The organism is Microcystis aeruginosa NIES-4325 (assembly GCF_008974145.1).
In the GTDB taxonomy this organism is placed as follows: Bacteria; Cyanobacteriota; Cyanobacteriia; order Cyanobacteriales; family Microcystaceae; genus Microcystis; species Microcystis aeruginosa_G.
Genome location: NZ_BJKP01000006.1, coordinates 102,333 through 121,040, shown reverse-complemented (window position 1 = coordinate 121,040; position 18,708 = coordinate 102,333). Strand labels below are relative to the sequence as shown.

The 18,708-nt window shown below is 41.8% G+C and carries 16 protein-coding genes and 2 pseudogenes; 14 read left to right on the top strand and 4 right to left on the bottom strand.

From position 1 onward, the window contains the following. Nucleotides 1-221 precede the first annotated feature (221 nt). Complete coding sequence (acnB, locus tag MiAbW_RS05220) at nucleotides 222-2,831, bottom strand: bifunctional aconitate hydratase 2/2-methylisocitrate dehydratase (RefSeq protein ID WP_151695210.1); 2,610 nt, start codon at nucleotides 2,829-2,831, stop codon at nucleotides 222-224. A 159-nt stretch (nucleotides 2,832-2,990) separates the two neighbouring features. Here acnB and deoC point away from each other — a divergent pair, with 159 nt between their 5' ends. From deoC to hisG, 3 genes are all read left to right on the top strand, one after another. After that, nucleotides 2,991-3,668, top strand: coding sequence for a deoxyribose-phosphate aldolase (gene deoC, locus MiAbW_RS05215; protein ID WP_151695209.1), 678 nt, complete (start codon nucleotides 2,991-2,993; stop codon nucleotides 3,666-3,668). A gap of 163 nt (nucleotides 3,669-3,831) precedes the next feature. After that, entirely contained in the window at nucleotides 3,832-4,584 is a 753-nt protein-coding gene (locus MiAbW_RS05210) for an HAD family hydrolase (protein ID WP_151695208.1), read from the top strand. Nucleotides 4,585-4,637: 53 nt separating this feature from the next. Beyond that, on the top strand, nucleotides 4,638-5,288 hold the full coding sequence (hisG, locus tag MiAbW_RS05205; RefSeq protein WP_002767021.1) for an ATP phosphoribosyltransferase: 651 nt from the start codon (nucleotides 4,638-4,640) through the stop codon (nucleotides 5,286-5,288). Nucleotides 5,289-5,323: 35 nt separating this feature from the next. On the opposite strand, the gene chrA is transcribed toward hisG, so the two are convergent. After that, complete coding sequence (gene chrA, locus MiAbW_RS05200) at nucleotides 5,324-6,481, bottom strand: chromate efflux transporter (RefSeq protein ID WP_151695207.1); 1,158 nt, start codon at nucleotides 6,479-6,481, stop codon at nucleotides 5,324-5,326. A 108-nt stretch (nucleotides 6,482-6,589) separates the two neighbouring features. Here chrA and MiAbW_RS05195 point away from each other — a divergent pair. The 10 genes and pseudogenes from MiAbW_RS05195 (at nucleotide 6,590) to MiAbW_RS05150 (ending at nucleotide 15,980) form a co-directional block, all read left to right on the top strand. Next, nucleotides 6,590-7,729 (top strand): annotated as a pseudogene (locus tag MiAbW_RS05195) (ISL3 family transposase). 113 nt (nucleotides 7,730-7,842) lie between these two features. Continuing rightward, nucleotides 7,843-7,935, top strand: a pseudogene (locus MiAbW_RS05190) (element excision factor XisI family protein); the annotation flags it as partial. A gap of 149 nt (nucleotides 7,936-8,084) precedes the next feature. Continuing rightward, nucleotides 8,085-8,471 (top strand): hypothetical protein, encoded by a 387-nt coding sequence (locus tag MiAbW_RS05185; RefSeq protein ID WP_108937775.1) that lies wholly within the window; start codon nucleotides 8,085-8,087, stop codon nucleotides 8,469-8,471. 472 nt (nucleotides 8,472-8,943) lie between these two features. After that, nucleotides 8,944-9,636 (top strand): PEP-CTERM sorting domain-containing protein, encoded by a 693-nt coding sequence (locus tag MiAbW_RS05180; protein ID WP_151695206.1) that lies wholly within the window; start codon nucleotides 8,944-8,946, stop codon nucleotides 9,634-9,636. Between the two features lie 85 nt (nucleotides 9,637-9,721). Beyond that, the gene (locus MiAbW_RS05175) at nucleotides 9,722-9,943 is read left to right on the top strand and encodes a DUF433 domain-containing protein (protein ID WP_002750124.1); all 222 of its coding nucleotides are present in this window, start codon (nucleotides 9,722-9,724) and stop codon (nucleotides 9,941-9,943) included. A gap of 131 nt (nucleotides 9,944-10,074) precedes the next feature. Continuing rightward, nucleotides 10,075-10,884 (top strand): ATP-dependent sacrificial sulfur transferase LarE, encoded by an 810-nt coding sequence (larE, locus tag MiAbW_RS05170; protein WP_043997874.1) that lies wholly within the window; start codon nucleotides 10,075-10,077, stop codon nucleotides 10,882-10,884. Nucleotides 10,885-11,221: 337 nt separating this feature from the next. Continuing rightward, a complete protein-coding gene (locus MiAbW_RS05165; protein WP_002793150.1) occupies nucleotides 11,222-12,232 on the top strand; it encodes a permease in 1,011 nt (336 codons plus the stop codon). A gap of 24 nt (nucleotides 12,233-12,256) precedes the next feature. Beyond that, nucleotides 12,257-13,048, top strand: a complete 792-nt coding sequence (locus tag MiAbW_RS05160) for a TIGR03943 family putative permease subunit (protein ID WP_151695205.1) — start codon at nucleotides 12,257-12,259, stop codon at nucleotides 13,046-13,048. Between the two features lie 46 nt (nucleotides 13,049-13,094). Further along, nucleotides 13,095-14,573 carry a hypothetical protein gene (locus MiAbW_RS05155; protein ID WP_151695204.1) on the top strand — a complete coding sequence of 493 codons (1,479 nt, stop codon included), beginning with the start codon at nucleotides 13,095-13,097 and terminating at the stop codon, nucleotides 14,571-14,573. A gap of 30 nt (nucleotides 14,574-14,603) precedes the next feature. Beyond that, entirely contained in the window at nucleotides 14,604-15,980 is a 1,377-nt protein-coding gene (locus tag MiAbW_RS05150; protein WP_151695203.1) for an aldehyde dehydrogenase, read from the top strand. A gap of 11 nt (nucleotides 15,981-15,991) precedes the next feature. Here the strand turns inward: MiAbW_RS05150 and MiAbW_RS05145 are convergent, their stop codons facing one another. Together MiAbW_RS05145 and MiAbW_RS05140 are read right to left on the bottom strand one after the other, a co-directional pair. Then, on the bottom strand, nucleotides 15,992-17,401 hold the full coding sequence (locus MiAbW_RS05145; protein ID WP_151695202.1) for an isochorismate synthase: 1,410 nt from the start codon (nucleotides 17,399-17,401) through the stop codon (nucleotides 15,992-15,994). A gap of 235 nt (nucleotides 17,402-17,636) precedes the next feature. Continuing rightward, nucleotides 17,637-18,041, bottom strand: a complete 405-nt coding sequence (locus MiAbW_RS05140; RefSeq protein ID WP_151695201.1) for an NIL domain-containing protein — start codon at nucleotides 18,039-18,041, stop codon at nucleotides 17,637-17,639. A 41-nt stretch (nucleotides 18,042-18,082) separates the two neighbouring features. On the opposite strand from MiAbW_RS05140, the gene MiAbW_RS05135 reads away from it, so the two are divergent. Then, a complete protein-coding gene (locus tag MiAbW_RS05135) occupies nucleotides 18,083-18,634 on the top strand; it encodes a thioredoxin family protein (RefSeq protein WP_151695200.1) in 552 nt (183 codons plus the stop codon). The last annotated feature ends 74 nt before the right edge of the window (nucleotides 18,635-18,708 follow it).

Below are 18,708 nucleotides of genomic sequence, written 5' to 3'. Positions count from 1 at the left end.
TGGATCGATGCAGAAAACCCCTAGGGCGTTAGGCTCTCCTAGGTTTGGTGGGTAAAATGTATTCTAAGATACATTTCTCCTAGCGAGGGGGTGGAACGAACCACAAAGACACAAAGGACACAAAGATCGATCCTATATAATTTAAACTTATCACACAAAGTCGAGAAGAGCCAAAAATCGTCAATAAGGTGAGCTTTTCATAGCTCACCCTAAACTTCATACTAACTCAAAACACCAGAAGGAATCCCTAAGATATCCTCAATCTTAGGCAAATCTTCTAAGGGAATTACCCGGCCTTCATCCTCAAAACCAGCGATTTCATTAAAGTTCAAATAGCGGTATAAATCCCTGGCAAAAGGATTAATTTTCTCGATGACAATTGCGAGGTATTCCTCAAGGGTGGGAATGCGTCCCAGTAGCGCACAAACCGCCGCTAATTCGGCGGAACCGAGATAGACTCGCGCATCTTTTCCCATGCGATTATTGAAGTTACGAGTCGAGGTAGAAAATACCGTCGCTCTGTCTTCAACCCGCGCTTGATTACCCATACAAAGGGAACATCCAGGCATCTCGGTACGGGCCCCAGAAGCGGCAAAAATGCCGTACATTCCCTCATCGCGCAATTGTTTTTCATCCATGCGGGTGGGGGGACAAATCCACAGTTTAGCCTTAGCAACTCCTGCCCCTTCTAATATCTTAGCAGCAGCGCGATAATGACCGATATTAGTCATACAAGAACCGATGAACACCTCATCAATTGTATCCCCGGCGCATTCCGACATTAACTTGATATTATCGGGGTCATTGGGTGCGGCGACAATTGGTTCTTTAATCTCGTTTAAGTTGACGGTGATAATATCCGCATATTCGGCATCCTTATCCGCCTCCATCAGGACAGGATTAGCTAACCATTGTTCCATTTTTGCTACCCGACGCAGGATAGTTTTGGCATCACTATAACCCCGGGCTGCCATATTCTTTAACAGGGCCACATTAGAGCGTAAATATTCCGCCACTGTCTCGGTACTTAACTTAATCGTACAACCGGCGCAGGAACGTTCCGCCGTGGCATCGGTTAACTCAAAAGCCTGTTCTAATTTCAAATCCGGCAGCCCTTCCATCTCCATAATGCGACCGTTAAAAACATTTTTTTTATTCTGTTTTTCCACGGTTAATTTGCCTTCTTGGATGGCAACGTAGGGAATAGCATTAACAATATCGCGCAGAGTTACACCGGGTTGTAATTCCCCCGTAAAACGCACTAAAACCGATTCTGGCATATCCAAAGGCATTACTCCCAAAGCGGCGGCAAATGCCACTAAACCCGACCCCGCAGGAAAGGAAATTCCCAGGGGAAAACGAGTATGAGAATCGCCTCCAGTCCCCACCGTATCCGGTAATAACATCCGATTTAACCAGGAGTGAATAATGCCATCTCCCGGACGTAAAGCCACCCCACCCCGGGTAGAGAAAAAGTCCGGTAATTGGTGATGAGTTTGAATATCAACTGGTTTGGGATAGGCTGCCGTGTGACAGAAACTCTGCATGACTAAATCAGCGCTAAAACCTAAACAGGCTAACTCTTTTAACTCGTCTCTGGTCATCGGGCCAGTGGTATCCTGAGACCCTACCGTGGTCATAATTGGGTCACAGGAAGTACCCGGCCGCACCCCGGGTAAACCGCAAGCTTTGCCGACCATTTTTTGCGCTAGGGTGTAACCTTTACCCGTGTCATTAGGCATAGTGGGACGGGTAAATAGGGTACTAGCCTCAAGTCCCAAGGCGTGACGGGTTTTATCGGTGAGACTGCGACCGATTAATAGGGGAATACGACCGCCGGCCCGCACTTCATCCAGAATTGTCTCAGGTTTGAGGCCAAAAGTGCTAATAGTTGCGCCCGCTTCGTTGGTGATTTTGCCTTCGTAGGGATAGATTTTAATCACATCTCCCGTGTTCATTTGGCTAACATCGCATTCAATCGGTAAAGCGCCGGAATCCTCAGCAGTATTAAAGAAGATAGGGGCGATTTTACTGCCTAAAATATAGCCACCAGCACGTTTATTAGGCACAAAGGGAATATCATCGCCAATATGCCAGAGAACCGAGTTAATTGCCGATTTTCGGCTGGAACCAGTCCCGACCACATCCCCCACATAGGCGACCGGATGACCTAATTTTTTCAATTCGGCAATGGTTTCTAGGGACCCGGGTTGACGGGTTTCTAACATTACCAAGGCATGGAGGGGAATATCGGGCCGGGTGGTGGCATGGGGAGCGGGGGATAGGTCATCTGTATTGGTTTCTCCCGGGACTTTGAAGACGGTGACGGTAATTTCTTTAGCGAGTTTCGGTTTAGCGATAAACCAAGCGCCATTGGCCCAAGCATCGATAACCTGTTTAGCATAGGGATTGGTGTCGGATAATTCCAAAACCTCGTTAAATGCGTCGAATACCAGCAGGGTTTTACTTAAAGCACTGGCAGCAGCGGCGGCGATATTAATATCTCTGGATTTTAGCAGTTCAATCAGAGAATGAACGTTATAACCACCGACCATGGTTCCCAGTAAGCTAACCGCACCCTGGGGGGAGATAACGTTAGATTTTATTTCACCTTTAGCAATTCCTGTTAAAAATCCCGCTTTAACGTAGGCTGCTTCATCAACTCCGGGGGGAACACGGTCACGCAGCAGGGTCAGCAATTCTCCCTTGAGTTCTTCGGGCGGATTTTTGAGCATTTCGCATAATTCCGCCGTTTGTTGGGCATTGAGGGGAAGGGGAGGGATACCTAATTTCGCTCGGTCGGCAACGTGCTGATGATACGCTTCTAACATAGGTCTATTGTCTCCTAGTCTTCACTTGTGACGGTTTCTTCCTAGGTTACTGGATTTTTGCTAGTCTCGGAATTTCTAGGTTAACGAGACATGACTTTGCTGTGTGACTTCCATAAAATGAGAAAATAGCGATCGATTGACTATATTGAGGCGTAGATAATGGCTATCACCAATTCTGATCTAGATTTAGCACAATATATCGACCATTCTCTCCTCATCCCCACCGCCACCAGTGAACAATTAGAGGCTTACTGTCAACAGGCTGATCAATATCGTTTTCCCACCGTCTGCGTTTATCCCGCTGCCGTTAAGCAAGCTGTGCAGTTACTCCACGGCAAAAAAACTTTAGTTTCTACCGTGATTGGTTTTCCCGCAGGGGCCACTACCTCCGCAGTTAAACGTTATGAGGCTTTAGAAGCCGTAGATAATGGTGCTAAGGAGTTAGATGTGGTTATTAATCTCGGTTGGCTAAAAGATGGGAAATCTGAGCAATTATTCCAAGAAATTGCTAGTATTTGTCAGGAAACCGGCCAGACGGTAAAAGCGATTCTGGAAACCTCACAACTGACGGACACCGAGAAACGTTTAGCGGCGGAGATTTGCATGGATGCAGGAGTGAGTTATCTAAAAACCAGTACCGGCTGGTTTGGAGGTGCAACGGTTAGCGATGTCAAGTTTCTCAAGGAAATTAGCAAAGGCCGGGTAGGAATTAAAGCATCCGGCGGAATTCGCACCCTAGAACAAGCGCTCGCTCTTATCCAGGCCGGGGCCACCCGTCTGGGAACTTCCCGCGGTGTCGATTTAGTCCGTCAGCAAAAAGCTGCTTTTGAGGAATAATACTAAATCCTGTTGAAAAGGTATAGGAAAGTGGGGTGTAGGGTGTAGGGTGTGGGGTGTGGGGAGAATACATAAAAAATAATCTCCTGTCTGCTGTCTCCTTAATCCTGTCTCCTGAGAGCTAAAATGATGACTGACATTCGATAAAAATAAGGGGGTTTATTTGCCGATAATTCGCTGTGGTAATCGAGAATTTAGAGATATTCAAGGGATTGTTTTTGATAAGGACGGTACGTTAGAGGATTCGCGAGCTTTCTGGTACGATCGAGCTATAGCCCGGATACAAGCCATTGAATCGCAAATCCCTGGTTTAGAGTCTTTATTAACTAAAACTTTCGGTATTGGGGCAAATAGTCTCAATCCTGCTGGTTTAATGGCAGTGGGCAGCCGCAGAGATAATCATATCGTCGCTGCCGGTTGTATTGCTTCCACCGGCCGGGATTGGTTAACGGCTATGGCGATCGCAAAAGCGGCCTTTCAAGCGGCCGATGAAAAGGTTCCCCCCCGCTTAAATCCCCTCTATCCCCAATGTTTAGAAGTAATTCGTTATCTGCACGCGGCCGGGTTACAATTGGCGATTCTTTCCTCCGATACCACAGCACGAGTTGAGCAATTTGTCAAGGAAAATCACCTATTAAATTATGTTAAAATTGCTCGAGGCTGCGATCGAGGTTTAAGTAAACCGGATCCCTTATTATTGCAAGAAACCTGTCAAGCTTTGGGGACTGCCGTGGACAAAACCCTGATGATAGGGGATACTAGGGCCGATTGGGAAATGGCTAAACAGGCAAAATCAGCAGCTGCGATCGCAATTAGTTGGCAACCAGAAAACCATCAAGATTTACAATTAGCTGATGTGGTCATTAGAGAACTTACTGCCATCTCAGTTATCAGAGGCGAATTTTCAGTTCACTGATTACTGATTACTGTTCACTGAAAAACCCCACACCCCAATTCATAATTCCCTCTATGCTAACAATTGCCTTACCGAAGGGTGCTTTACTAAACGAAAGTATCCAAATATTTCAAAAGATTGGCTTAGATTTTAGTGCTTTTCTTGACTCAAAAAATCGCCAATTACAGATTACCGACCCCACTAACCAAGCGAAAGCATTATTAGTAAGAGCCACAGATGTACCAGTTTATGTAGAATACGGTCAGGCACAATTAGGCATCGCCGGGTATGATATTTTATTGGAAAAATCTCCCGATGTGGCTAATTTAATTGACCTAAAATTTGGTTATTGTCGGATGTCGGTAGCTGTCCCTGCTGATAGTCCCTATCAAAGTCCTTTAGATATTCCCCATCACGGTAAAGTTGCCTCAAAATTTGTCAATTGTGCTAAGGATTATTTTCGTCGTTTAGATATTCCCGTCGAGATTATACCTCTCTATGGTTCCGTAGAATTGGGCCCGATTACGGGGATGTCAGAAGCGATAGTTGACCTAGTTTCCACCGGTCGAACTTTACGGGAAAATGGTTTAGTAGAAATTGACGAATTATTTGCTAGTAGCGCTCGATTAATCGCTCATCCCCTCAGCTATAGACTAAATCGTAATCAGATTTATAACTGGGTAGAAAAGCTCAGAGAAGCAACTACATCAATGGCAAAAGTTTAAGGAAAATATAGGTTAGTTAGGGGCAGTATTTCCCCCTAACCTAATTGTTTCAATAGTAAACCAATGAGCGCACCAGCAATAATTAACCAAGTAGAATTAACCTGAAAACGTAGTAAAAGAATACCAGAGACAAGAGATAGAATGATAGCCAATAAATTAAAAGGTAAATTCCCGTAGGGTTGTAACCAAGTAGCTAGAGCTAAATTAAAAATTACTGCTACCATTAAAGCCACAGCACTAGCATTAATTGCGTCTAAAAAAGCACCCGCCCAAGCGGATTGTCTCAGAGTAGGAATAAGAGGATTAAGTAATAAAACAAAGATAAAAGAAGGAAAGAAAATTGCTAGAGTCGCCACAATTGCCCCCGATACTCCTAATATTTGATAACCGATAAAAGTGGCTGTAGATAACACTGGACCGGGGGTAAATTGACCGATAGCAATAGCATCTAATAATTGTTGTCGGGTTAACCATCCTCTCCCCTGCACTAAATCCGCTTCTAAAAAGGCAACTAACACATAACCACTACCAAATAAAACACTACCCACCTTGAGGAAAAATAGCCCTAATCCTGTTAATGTCGGTGGGATGTTGCTAGGAGTAGCAACCGCCGTCGCACCGCCTATTCCTGCCACAATCAGGGGGAAAGTTGCGAATTTTTTTAGGATAAACATTCCGATAATTCCGCCTAACAGTAAAGCGATAATTTCATTTAAACCTAAAATTAATAATCCGATAACCCCCAATCCGATGAACAGTAATTGACGGGTTTTTAGTGCCTTTTTGCCTAAGCGCCAGAGTGCCTGAAAAATCACCGCAATTACTACTGGTTTAATCCCAGCAAAAATCGGAGCCACATCCGGTAAAGTCCCGTAGGTAGTATAAATCCAAGCTAGAAAACCCGTAATTAACACCGCAGGAGTAATAAAACAAACCCCCGTGATTATTAAACCCGCTAAACCACCAAAAATATAACCGATATGAATGGCCATTTCCGTGGAATTAGGACCGGGAATCAGATTAGTGGCCCCCACCAAATCGAGAAATCGTTCCTTAGTCATCCAACGGCGACGCTTAACCACTTCTTCCTCCATTAAAGCGATATGGGCAGCCGGACCACCAAAACCGATAATGCCGATTTTGAGAAATAAAAGGGCAAGTTGCGAGAGATTGGGAGGCGATGAAGTCAGCATTTTCTGATTACCAATAGTTTTTCTAGAATCAAGTTTATATCCAAAAAAGGGCTCTTCTAGGTTCTGTGTGAGGATGGTATAATAATAATACAGGACAGCAGGTGGGTTATGTGGATAAATTTTGATCAACTCCTCGATTTACCAAATGTAACAGTGGTCAATTATCAAAAAATTGCTCAGACAATTTTCCTAAAGCTCGCTCTTTTAAATGAAACAATTGAATATCCGAATTGCCATCAAACCTTGGACAGAATCAATCAGACATAGTATAATCTAGTCAGAGATTTGTCAATATTAGGCAATCTGGTATATTTAGAAGTACCACGCCGCCAGTTTCATTGTCAAAAGTGCCAAAAGTATATGAGCGAAAGACTGAGTTTTATGAGATTAAGACAGCATAGTACAATTCGCTATGAATCGATGATTTATGAGAGAGTAAAAAATTGTAGTATCGAAGAAATAAGTCGAGAAGAAGGGTTGGGATGGGAAGAAGTTGAGTTAATATTTAATCACTTTGCTAAAGAACTAGAAAAGGAAGAGTGGGAAGCACCAGAACGAATAAGCTTAGATGAATTTAGTAACTTAAAAGGACATAAAGATTTCATAACAACGGTCGTATATCTGGACAAGAAAATTTTACTAGATGTGATTAAAGGACATAAGCAAGATGAATTAATGGAAGCCTTAAAAGCACAGCCAGACGCAGTTCGGGAGAAGGTGAAAGAAGTGAGCGTCGATATGTGGTCAGGATTTACAGCAGTGACCAAGGAATTATTTCCCAATGCTAAAATCATCTATGACCGTTTTCATGTAATGACTATCATCAATGACGAGCTTAATAAATTGAGAAAGTTAATGGGGGTGCATGAAAAGGGATTACCTCATTTATTATGGAAGAATAAAGAGGACTTAAAGGACGAGCAAAAACAACAACTAGAAGTTATACTGAAAGAACATCCATGCTTGGGAATAGCCTGGGAAATGAAAGAAGAAATTAGACAAATTTATCAAAGTAGTAGAACGTTCAGAGGTGCTGAGAGAAAATTGGAAAAATGGATAAGAATAGGCGGGATATTATATCAAAGTAGTGCCAGTATGATCCAGAAGCATTTGCCTGGTATTTGTAATTACTTTGAAAATCATACAACCAACGGATTATGAGGGAATGAATACCAAAATAAAGCTTATGAAAAGAATGAGTTATGGATTTACCAATTACTTAAGCTGTTTGCTTGCTTTAATTCATAACAAAAATTAACACACGAAAACTAGAAGAGCCACGGGCGGTCATGGATAATAACTATATGATGGCTGTGCTGAAAGCCTTTTGTCAAGCCTAATTGAGATGATCTTACCCTGCGGAATTATTAAGGGAGGGTATTTCTAAAGAAGATATAGTTTTAGCTTTTTACGATCTGGAAACTCGTAACTTAACTGAGTTTGCTGTCAGTTAAGTTATCGGTAAATCTTGCCTCGAAATCTGAGGTTGATAAAACAAGCTTAAAGGAGCTATCCTGTTACTTTTTAACCATTTTATCCCTATGGGTAACAAAAATTTGAGTTATAATTATAATATCTCTATAAACCCGCATAAAAAAAGTTTATGGCTATTTCAATTACTTTAACTTTACCTGATGAGATTTTTAATCTAGCTCAATCCTTAGCCCATTCAATTAACCGTGATCTTAATGATATATTAGTAGAAGCGATCACTTTTTCTATTAGTCCCAATTATCAAGGCGAAAAAATCTCATCCCTAAATTCATTATCAGATGAAGAAATTATCAAATTAACTCAATTACAAATGGCATCAGAACAGGATCAAAGATTAAGCGAGTTGCTCAATCAACAACAAGAGAGGGATTTATCAACCTTTGAAAATAGGGAACTTTGGTCATTGATGCAAATTTATCAAATAAACTTGTTAAAGAAGGCACAAGGATTAAATGAAGCGGTTAAAAGAGGATTAATTTCACCCTTAGAAGCATGAATCCTAGCCCTATTCCCGACTATATTAAAGATAAAATTCGCCAACAAGCTAATACTAAATCTGGTTATTAAAAACTGATTATTTATTCCCCCTTTTGCATGAGGTTCTCTCCTTTATAAGTAGCCTATACTCAACGGATTTAGTATAATTGCTGATTGTCGGTATTCCTGCAAATGTGAGATGCACCAGGTCAATTTATTGCGGGGGAACCTAGGAGCGAAGGTGATCATTTCGGTCAAAGAAACTAAGTAGAGGTAGAACCTCGCTTATCTGCGTTGCCAGCTATAACCTTGCAACCAGTCAAAAATATTTATATAATCCAAAACTATCTTAAATATAAAAATCAATAAAAAATTATGATTAAATAACCCTTGACTTCCCCCCCCCTTGTGATAGCTTCTGTTGTATGATATTGGCGCAAAACTAGCGTTAAATATGACCATATTTCCGTCCTATTATTGCCATCAAATCCATGAAAAAATTACTGACAATTTTAACCCCCTTGACTCTGATGGGGTTAGCCGGGGTTACTCCTGCTCAAGCGGCAATAGTAGCTGGTTGGAATCAATTTAATGCCAGTACCGCAACCTATCCCAGAGCGGCGAATACTGTAGGTGCGAATATAACTAGCACTGGGTTAAACACCGCCGGGATATTTCGGCGTAATCAGAGTAGTTTCGTGTTGGGTGGTGGAACCAACAGTTGGAATACAGGTAGCACTGTTGATACCAACCAATACGTGGAATTTGCCGTACAACCCGGTGCAGGTTTTCAAGTCGATTTTACTAACTTACAACTCAATGCGCAGCATGATGAAACGCGGCTAGATTTGGTCTTGCGCTCTAGTGTTGATGGGTTCACCAATAATTTAGGGACACAAGTTAGCTTAACAGGTGCCTTTAATACCTACAGCTTTGATCTAAGCAGTTTAGCACCCCAAACCGGACCGGTGCAGTTCCGTCTCTATGGACTGAATGCTGACTCCTCCACTATCTTCTTCTTTGGTGAAAACTCCGCTAATGTTGCTGGTGGTGGGTTTGTGGCTCTTAATGGGGATATCACTGCTACTGGTGGCGGTGCTGTATCAACCCCCGAACCTAGTGGTATAGTGAGTTTAATCGCTGTTGGTACGTTGGGTGCCGCTTCCCTTCGTCGTCGGGGATAAATTATCCTTGGCAGGGGCAACTACAGAGGGGTTGCCCCGAAATGCTATCATCAATTTTAGATTTGATCACCAGTTAATCAACATTATGTCATACAAAGATATTATTACCATAGAACCGGGAAAAAGGAGCGGAAAACCTTGCATTAGAGGAATGAGAATTACTGTTTATGATGTTCTCTCCTATCTGGCTTCGGGAATGACTTATGAAGAAATTTTAGAAGATTTTCCTTACTTAACCAAGGCGGATATTTTAGCCTGTTTGAGTTATGCCGCCGAGCGTGAACGTCAAACCATTTTAGTTAACTAATGAAATTACTTTTTGATCACAATTTATCACCTCGCTTAGTTAGTCTATTAATCGAGGGGTAGCCCTGATTAATTACGGCACGGCATATAATAAAAAACGGTCTCCCTAAACCAGTTGCCAAAATCGCCGCCATGGACAGTCAATTACTCGATAAACTCGGACAATTACAAAACCTCTTAAAAACCAGCGAAAAAGCTCTGATTGCCTATTCTGGGGGCGTGGATAGTACCCTAGTGGCCAAAGTGGCCTATGATTTGCTAGGGAGTCAAGCATTGGCAATTACGGCGGTTTCCCCTTCCCTACTGCCGGAAGAATTGGAAGAAGCGATCGCTCAGGCCGATTATATCGGTATTCGGCACGAATTGGTGGAAACCGAGGAAATGAATAACCCCAATTACACCAGTAATCCCGTTAATCGCTGTTATTTCTGCAAAAGTGAGCTACACGACACCCTTAAACCTCTTGCTCTCGCTCGTGGTTATTCCTACGTCATCGATGGCGTTAATGCTGATGATTTAAGGGATTATCGTCCCGGGATCCAAGCGGCTAGGGAGCGCGGTGCTCGTTCACCTTTGGCCGAAATTGCTATCACAAAAAGCGAAGTTCGTCAACTATCTCGTTACTTAAATTTACCTTGGTGGGATAAACCGGCGCAACCCTGTTTAAGTTCCCGTTTTCCCTACGGGGAGGAAATTAGCCTGGAGAAATTGCAAAGAGTCGGACGGGCGGAGATTTATCTGCGAAAATTAGGTTATCGTCAATTACGGGTGCGATCGAGCGGCGATACGGCACGGATTGAATTGCCGGCAGCAGAAATTCCCGACTTTATTAATCGGACAAATTTAAGCGAATTGGTCGCTGATCTGCAAAAATTAGGCTTTATCTATGTCACCCTCGATCTAGAAGGTTATCAAAGCGGTAAGCTTAATCGAGTCCTCTAGTTCAGTGATCAGTGATCAGTAAACAGTAATCAGTGGACTGAAAACTCAAATCTGCTCTAACAGCGTTGGGTTTCATGCTTCAACCCAACCTACGTTCTGCTCTAACAGTTATCTTAATGGTGAGGTACGAAGCTTTCCTTTTGGGGAGTTGGTCGTCAATACCAAATTCGGTTATACTTCATCTTGACGAGAAAGGCTGTAACGGATAACGGATAACTGATAACCGGTAACTGATAACTGGTCACTGGTAACTGATAACTGATAACTGATAGATGAACCTTTTTCCAGGGTTCCTAAGTCTTTATCCCTAAACCTCTAATTACCAAGGCGAGGATAGATGAGTCAACTACAAAATGCCTTTACCCTATTCCTGAGCCTGTTGGTGGAAGCGATGCCTTTCTTGCTGCTAGGGGTGATTCTCTCTAGTATTCTTTTAATATTTGTCGATGAACGTCGCCTAGTTGCCTTGATGCCTCGCAATGCTGTTTTAGGAGCATTTGTGGGGGGATGTATTGGGTTTTTGTTCCCCGTCTGCGAGTGTGGCAATGTACCCGTGGCGCGACGTTTACTTGTGCAAGGAATGCCGAATGCAGTAGCGGTTAGTTTTCTGTTAGCAGCGCCGACAATTAACCCGATTGTTATCTGGTCTACTTGGGTAGCTTTTCGCGATCAACCGGAAATTGTTTTCTATCGAGTTATCTTTTCTTTATTCATTGCTACGGTTATCGGTATTATCTTTAGTATCCAAAAAGATCCGCGACCACTCCTCCAAACCTCTTTGGCAAAAAGTCTCAATTGGCAACCGCAAACACCGGAAAAAGAATCTATCCCACTACTACTACAATCCGGTTCTTTTCTGATCGGTAATTCTGGGCAAACTTTGCGCTTAGACGAAAGTTTTGCCGCTACTGCTGTCCTCCCAGCAGTGCAAGCTATTCCGATGAAAAGGCGCTGGTTAACTTTTCTGGAAAACGTGGTGATGGAATTACGGGAATTAGGAGGAGTTTTAATCTTAGGAAGTGCTATAGCGGCTGGTTTACAGGTGTTTGTTCCCCGGGAATTTGTGCTTAATTTGGGTCAGGATCCGATTACTTCGATCTTGGCAATGATGCTGTTAGCGGTCATTGTTTCGATTTGTTCCACGGTTGATTCTTTTTTTGCTCTCTCCTTTGCCTCTAGTTTTACCAGTAGTTCCCTGCTGGCTTTTCTAGTGTTTGGTCCAATGATTGACCTGAAAGGGATTGGTTTAATGTTGTCTATTTTTAAACCGAGAATGTTAATTTATCTCTTTGCTTTAGCAGCGCAAATGACTTTTTTACTCACCTTGGCTCACAGTTATTTATTTTAGGTCAGTACCCGGATAGTTTTGCCCATGAATTCATCACGTCTAAAAATAATCGCCCCCCAATTTATCGATATTATTGCCCTCATCGGTTGGGGGTCGTTACTATTTAAATACTGGATAACTGGACAATTAAATTTACTGATCCATCCTAATTATTTTATCCTAGTTCTCATCACCAGTATTGCTTTATTTGCTCTAGGATTAGTCAAGCTTTGGACATTATTAAAACAGTGGCAAAAAAAGATTAATTTAGATAGTAACGATAATCGAACGCATATTACCATTCTTCCCCAACATTTTGGCTCAGGTTTATTAGTAATAACTGCCATTTTAGGCCTATTTATCGCCCCGCAGCCCCTCAGCAGTCAAATCGCATTACAGAGGGGAATTAGTGAATCTTTACCCCTAACTCGCGTGCAAACTCAATCCTTTGGCACTACCGTTAAACCGGAGGAAAAAAGTTTAATTGAATGGGTAAGAACTTTGAATGCTTACCCCGAACCTGATGCTTACACAGGACAACCGGTAAAAGTCACAGGTTTTGTGGTACAATTGCCCCAATTACCCGATAATTATTTATTAATTAGTCGCTTTATTCTTACCTGTTGTGCTGTGGATGCTTATCCCGTGGGTTTGCCAGTGAAACTATCAGGAATTCGCGGTCAATATCCCAATGATACTTGGTTAGAAATCACTGGGGAAATGACCACGGAGTCTTTACCCGTAGAGGTGGGAAAATCAACCACCAGAAGACAATTAGTAATTAGGGCTAAATCGGTGAAATCTATACCCACTCCTGCGGATCCCTACGGATATTAACAGTGAGCAGTTATCAGTTATCAGTTGTTACTAACCATCTACTATAATGATCAAGACCTTACAACTACAACCGATTGATAAATTAGCGATAACATTAATTATATCGCTAACCTTAGTAATTGGTGGTTTAATTTGGTTGGGTAATAGCTGTGGTAATCAGTGTCTTTTACAAACTGGTCCAAGGGTCAAGGAATTTAGCTGGGAAAATCGAGAAATTGGAGCGGAAGATCAAGCATTTATTATCACTTTTGATCGCCCCATGGATCATGCTAGTGTAGAAAAAAATCTAGTGATCGATCCTCCGCTGCCGGGGAAGTTTAGTTGGGCCGGAAGACGATTAGCTTATACTCTCACTTCTCCCATTCCCTACGGAGAAAAATATCATCTGCAAATTGAAGGTGCGCGGGAACAATTTCGCAGCGGTAATCGATTAGGACAAACCCTGGCAATTTTTGAAAGAGAATTTAAAAGTCGGGATCGTGCTTTTGCTTATATTGGCACTAATGGGGAAGAACAGGGAAGATTAATTTTTTATAACTTGACCGAGGAGAAGAAAACCTTCTTAACCCCCGCAAATTTGACCGTTATGGCTTTTGAATTTTACCCTGATGGTAAAAAACTCCTCTTTTCGGCCGTGGCGAAAAATCAGGGGATACAGGGAATTCGTGAACTACAGCTTTATCAAGTTGATAGCAGTCAATCCCCTGCAAAAATTGAGTTAGTGCTAGACAATAAAGATTATCAAAATAATCATTTTGATTTAGCTAAAGATGGGAAAACCATTGTCGTGCAGAGAATTGAGCGCCGCAATCCGATTAACTTTGATTTATGGGCAGTTAAATCGGGGGAAAAACCCCAACAATTAAACATCCAAGGTGGGGAATTTTTGATTGCACCTGATAGTAAAACTTTAGCTGTCACCCAGGGGGAAGGAATCGCCCTTTTGCCTTTAAAAACCGAAACAAAACCCCTAGATTTTTTACCAAAATTTGGGCGAATTTTGAATTTTTCTGCTGATGGTACGGCTGCGGCAATGGTGAATTTTAATACTGATAATGCCAAAATGCGTTATATTCGATCGCTTTTTTATGTCAATAATCAAGGATTACAAAAACGCTTACTCAATCTACAAGGTTCGATTATAGATTGTCAATTTAATTCCACGGGTAGTGACTTGTATTGTTTGTTAACCGAGTTAGTTACTAACAGTCAAGAGTACAAAGAAAAACCCTATTTTGCTAAAATAGATGTGAAGACCGGTCAAGTGACTCCCCTACTAGAATTAGCCGATTATCGTGATATTCACATTAGTTTATCTCCCGATAGTTTAGCGATTATTTTTGATCAACTTCGCACCAGTTATGATACTAATCCGACTAATCCTCTGACTACCGATTCCGGAGAAACAATTATCGGTGGAGGTTTGTGGATGTTAATTCCTCCCCTACAAGATGGAGTAAAAGCAAGTAAATCTGATTTAATTGAATTACCTCTAGCGGGAATTCGTCCCCAATGGATGCCGTAGAATTTGATTATTAACTTAGGAATTATTTCGATGCTGTCAAACTCAGAAAAATTAGCCAAATTGCGTCAGTATTTTGCTAGTGGTGCCACTCGTTCCTATCAATTCCGTCGTCAGCAGTTAGAGAAGTTAAAACAGGCAATTATTAAATATGAAGCAGAGGTCTATCAAGCTTTATATAGCGATTTAAAGAAAAGTCCCGAAGATTGTTGGATTACTGAAAATGGTTTCCTTTTGGTGGAAATTAATACCGCTTTAAAAAATTTGCGTTCATGGATGCAACCCAAACCTGTTAAAACTAATCTCTTAAATTTCCCCTCCTCCAGTCAAATTATCCAGGAACCTTTAGGAGTGGTTTTAATTATTGGTGCTTGGAATTATCCCCTCCAATTGTTATTAGTGCCTTTAGTTGGTGCTATTGCTGCCGGTAACTGTGCGGTATTAAAACCGAGTGAATTTGCCTCAGCGACGGAAAAATTAGTAGTTAAAATAATTGAAGAGATATTCCCTGAAGAATATGTGTTAATTGTACCTGGAGATGGTGCGGAAGTAATTCCGAATATGTTAGACAGGTTCACCTTTGATCATATATTTTTTACCGGCAGTACCAGGGTAGGAAAAATTATTTATCAACTAGCGGCAGAAAAGTTAATTCCTGTTACTCTAGAATTAGGGGGAAAAAGTCCCTGTGTTATCGAAGCTGATGCTAATATTTCCGTAGCAACCCGTCGCATTGCCGTGACAAAATTCTCTAATTCTGGTCAAATGTGTATCGCTGCTGATTATGTTTTAGTACATCAATCCCAGCAGGAGAATTTTATCAGAGAATTAGCAAACACTATTGTTAATTTTTTCGGTGAAGATGCCAGATTAAGTGCTGATTATGGTAAGATAATTAATGAGAAACAATTTGATCGCCTGATTGAATTTCTCAAAGATGGTGAGATTGTTTTTGGCGGCAAAACCGATCGAGAAAATTTATATATTCAACCAACTTTATTAACTAATATTTCCCTCGATGCTCCTATTATGCAAGGGGAAATATTCGGACCAATTTTACCGATCATTGCCTTTAGCACTTTTGAGGAAGCTTTAGCAATTATTGCTAAAAACCCTAACCCTCTAGCTTTTTATCTGTTTACTACCAAGGCAAAAAACGAAAAAAAATGGTTAGAATCTGTCCAGTTTGGGGGAGGTTGTATTAACAACAATAGTTTTCATTTTACTAATCCTAGTTTACCCTTTGGTGGCCGGGGAAATAGCGGTATTGGTAGCTGCCATGGTCGTTTTTCCTTTGATAATTTTAGTCACCAAAAAGCGGTTATGAAAACACCTCTTTGGTTCAATCCTGCTTTAAAATATCCGCCTTTTAAGGGTAAATTAGGCTTATTTAAGTTATTGGTTCGCTAAAAAGCTATAGTTTAAGTTAAAGCTTTTAAGAGAGCTTGAAATTTAAGCTGAATTTCTGCTAGTTCTTTTTCTGGATCGGAACCGGCAACAATACCCGCACCGGCGTATAATCGCGCTCGATCGCCTTTAATTAATGCCGAACGAATACCCACAATAAACTCACTATTATTTTGACAATCAATCCAACCCAAAGGAGCGGCATAAAGAGAGCGATCGAAGGTTTCATAATGACGAATTTGTGCTAAAGCGATCTCGGTGGGAACCCCAGCAACAGCAGGAGTGGGGTGTAGTTGGGCAACAATTTCCAGTGGATGGATGGAGGGTTTGAGTTTGGCATGAATAGGAGTCCAGAGATGTTGAATATTGGATAGTTTTAACAATCTAGAGGGAGAATTTTGCGGATTTAAGCCAATTTGTCGCAGTTTTTGGTTAATAAAGTCACTAACAGCCCGATGTTCCCGTTGTTCTTTTTCACTAGCGAGGAGTTTATTGGCGAAAAGAGCATCTTCGATCGCATTTTCTCCCCGGGGGGCAGATCCCGCTAAAGCATCGGTGATTAATTGTCCCTGATGGACAGTTAACAAGCGTTCGGGACTAGCGCCGATAAAATGATCTCCTCGTCCATTGCCGAGGGAAAAAGTGTAGCAATCGGGATGACGCTGACGCAAATTATCGAGACAGTTTACCAGATGAAAAGGACGGGTAGAAATCACGTCAAGAGCGTGAGCAAGGACAATTTTGCTAAATTTTTGGGCATGGATCGATTGGAGGGCATCGGCAACAGCCGCTTGAAAATTATAGGTAGGATGAATATAATAACTACAGGGATCCTGACGGGGATTTTGTCGGTAATTGCTCGAGTTATTTTGGATGATTTTGAGATTATTAATAGTTTCTTCGAGGGAGTTTTCTATTTCTTTTTCGCTGGTGATTAAGAGATTGGTCAGGAAAAAATATTCCGACTGCTTTTTGATGATTTGAAACTTAGGCAGGGTTAGGGTAGCTGACGGAAATGGGGTAGCTGTTCCCGAGTTGAAAAAAGTGAAACTGCAAAAGATGCGGGAAGTAATCTCGCTATAGTTATCAATTTTAATAATTCTTTGTTGACAGTTTTCAATAAATTTTTGAGCTTTTAAAAAACGTTGTTTGCCGTGGAAAGTGGCAGCAAAGGCGATGCCGTAGCCGAGAAAAGCGGTTTCTCGTTCGGGATTTTCCCAATAAGAATGGGTGGGATAGCTAGAAGCAATCCGAGAGAGAATTTCTAGGGGATCAAGGGGGGAAATTTTTTGACAAAAACTGATGATCGACCGATTTCCCTTTTCTGCGGCTAACAGTTGCGGGTTGAGGATAAAGTTATAGAGGCCGCGAAGATCAGCAATCGGACTATCAGGATAGGAAAGGCGAGGAACGGCAGAAGTCATGTCAAGTTTTTTGTATTTTTTGCAAAAAAACCATGATTAATGGTATGTAATCCCCACAGATGTGGCCAGAGTCAAGGATCTCTTTTTAACTATGATATCGGAGAAAGGGTCTTTAGGCAGAAAGGGAAGGAGATATTTGTGACGATTAACCGGGTTGGAGACAAATGAAGGCTTAAAATCTCTAGCGGTGGCTATTATTTAAATGGGCAAAAAAATTAATTTAATAACTGCTACTTTACAAGTTTGTGGAAATTGCCACCACGGGACAAGTGGGGATACATTGTTCACAAACCACACAACGGGAACGCAAAAACTTAAGACGAAAACTTTCGGGATCAAGAGTTAAAGCTTCCGTGGGACAAACTCCCGTACATAAGCCGCAATCGACGCATTTTTCTTCATCAATGACGATTTCGCGACTAACTTGGGAAACGCCAATATTTTGTAATTGTAACCATTCGATCGCCGCTTCTAACTCATCGATATCTCCCGATAATTCTAATACTAATGTTCCCACTTGATTGGGGGCAACTTGGGCGCGGATAATATTAGCGGCGACGTTAAAATCCTTCGCCAGTCGATAGGTAACGGGCATATGGACGGTTTTTTTGGGAAAAGTGAGAGTAACGCGTTTTTTCATGAGGATAGGATAGGATAGGAATAATTTTTGAGAGACTATCCATGACAGCCACCACACCCACCAATAAAATCAGAAATCTGCTGCTGGCAGTGACGGCAGTTATCCTTAGTGTAGCGATTTTCTTGGGGTTTCAAACCACCGCTAGTTCCGTATCTTTGGAAGCGCAAGCGGAAAAAGCGACACCTTTCGATCTTGCCCTCAGCAATGGTAAACCCACCCTGACAGAATTTTATGCTAATTGGTGTACCAGTTGTCAGGCGATGGCCCCTGAAATTGCCGAAATTAAAAAACAATACGGTAATACCATTAATTTTGTCATGCTCAACGTTGATAATAATAAATGGTTGCCAGAAATTCTCCGTTATCGTGTGGATGGTATTCCCCATTTTGTCTTTTTAAATAACCAAGGACAACCGGTGGCCCAAGCGATCGGAGAACAACCAAAATCAATTTTAACTGCTAATTTAGAGGCACTTTTAACTAATTCTACCCTACCCTATGCCACCACTACGGGACAGAATTCTGATTTTAATGTCCTGGCGGGTGCTAGTCAAACCGATCCCCGCAGTCACGGCAGTCAAGTTAAGCAGTAATCAGTAATCAGTAATCAGTAATCAGTTGTCAGTCGCAATCTTATGGTTGAAAGCTATCATTCAAGAGTCAGCCA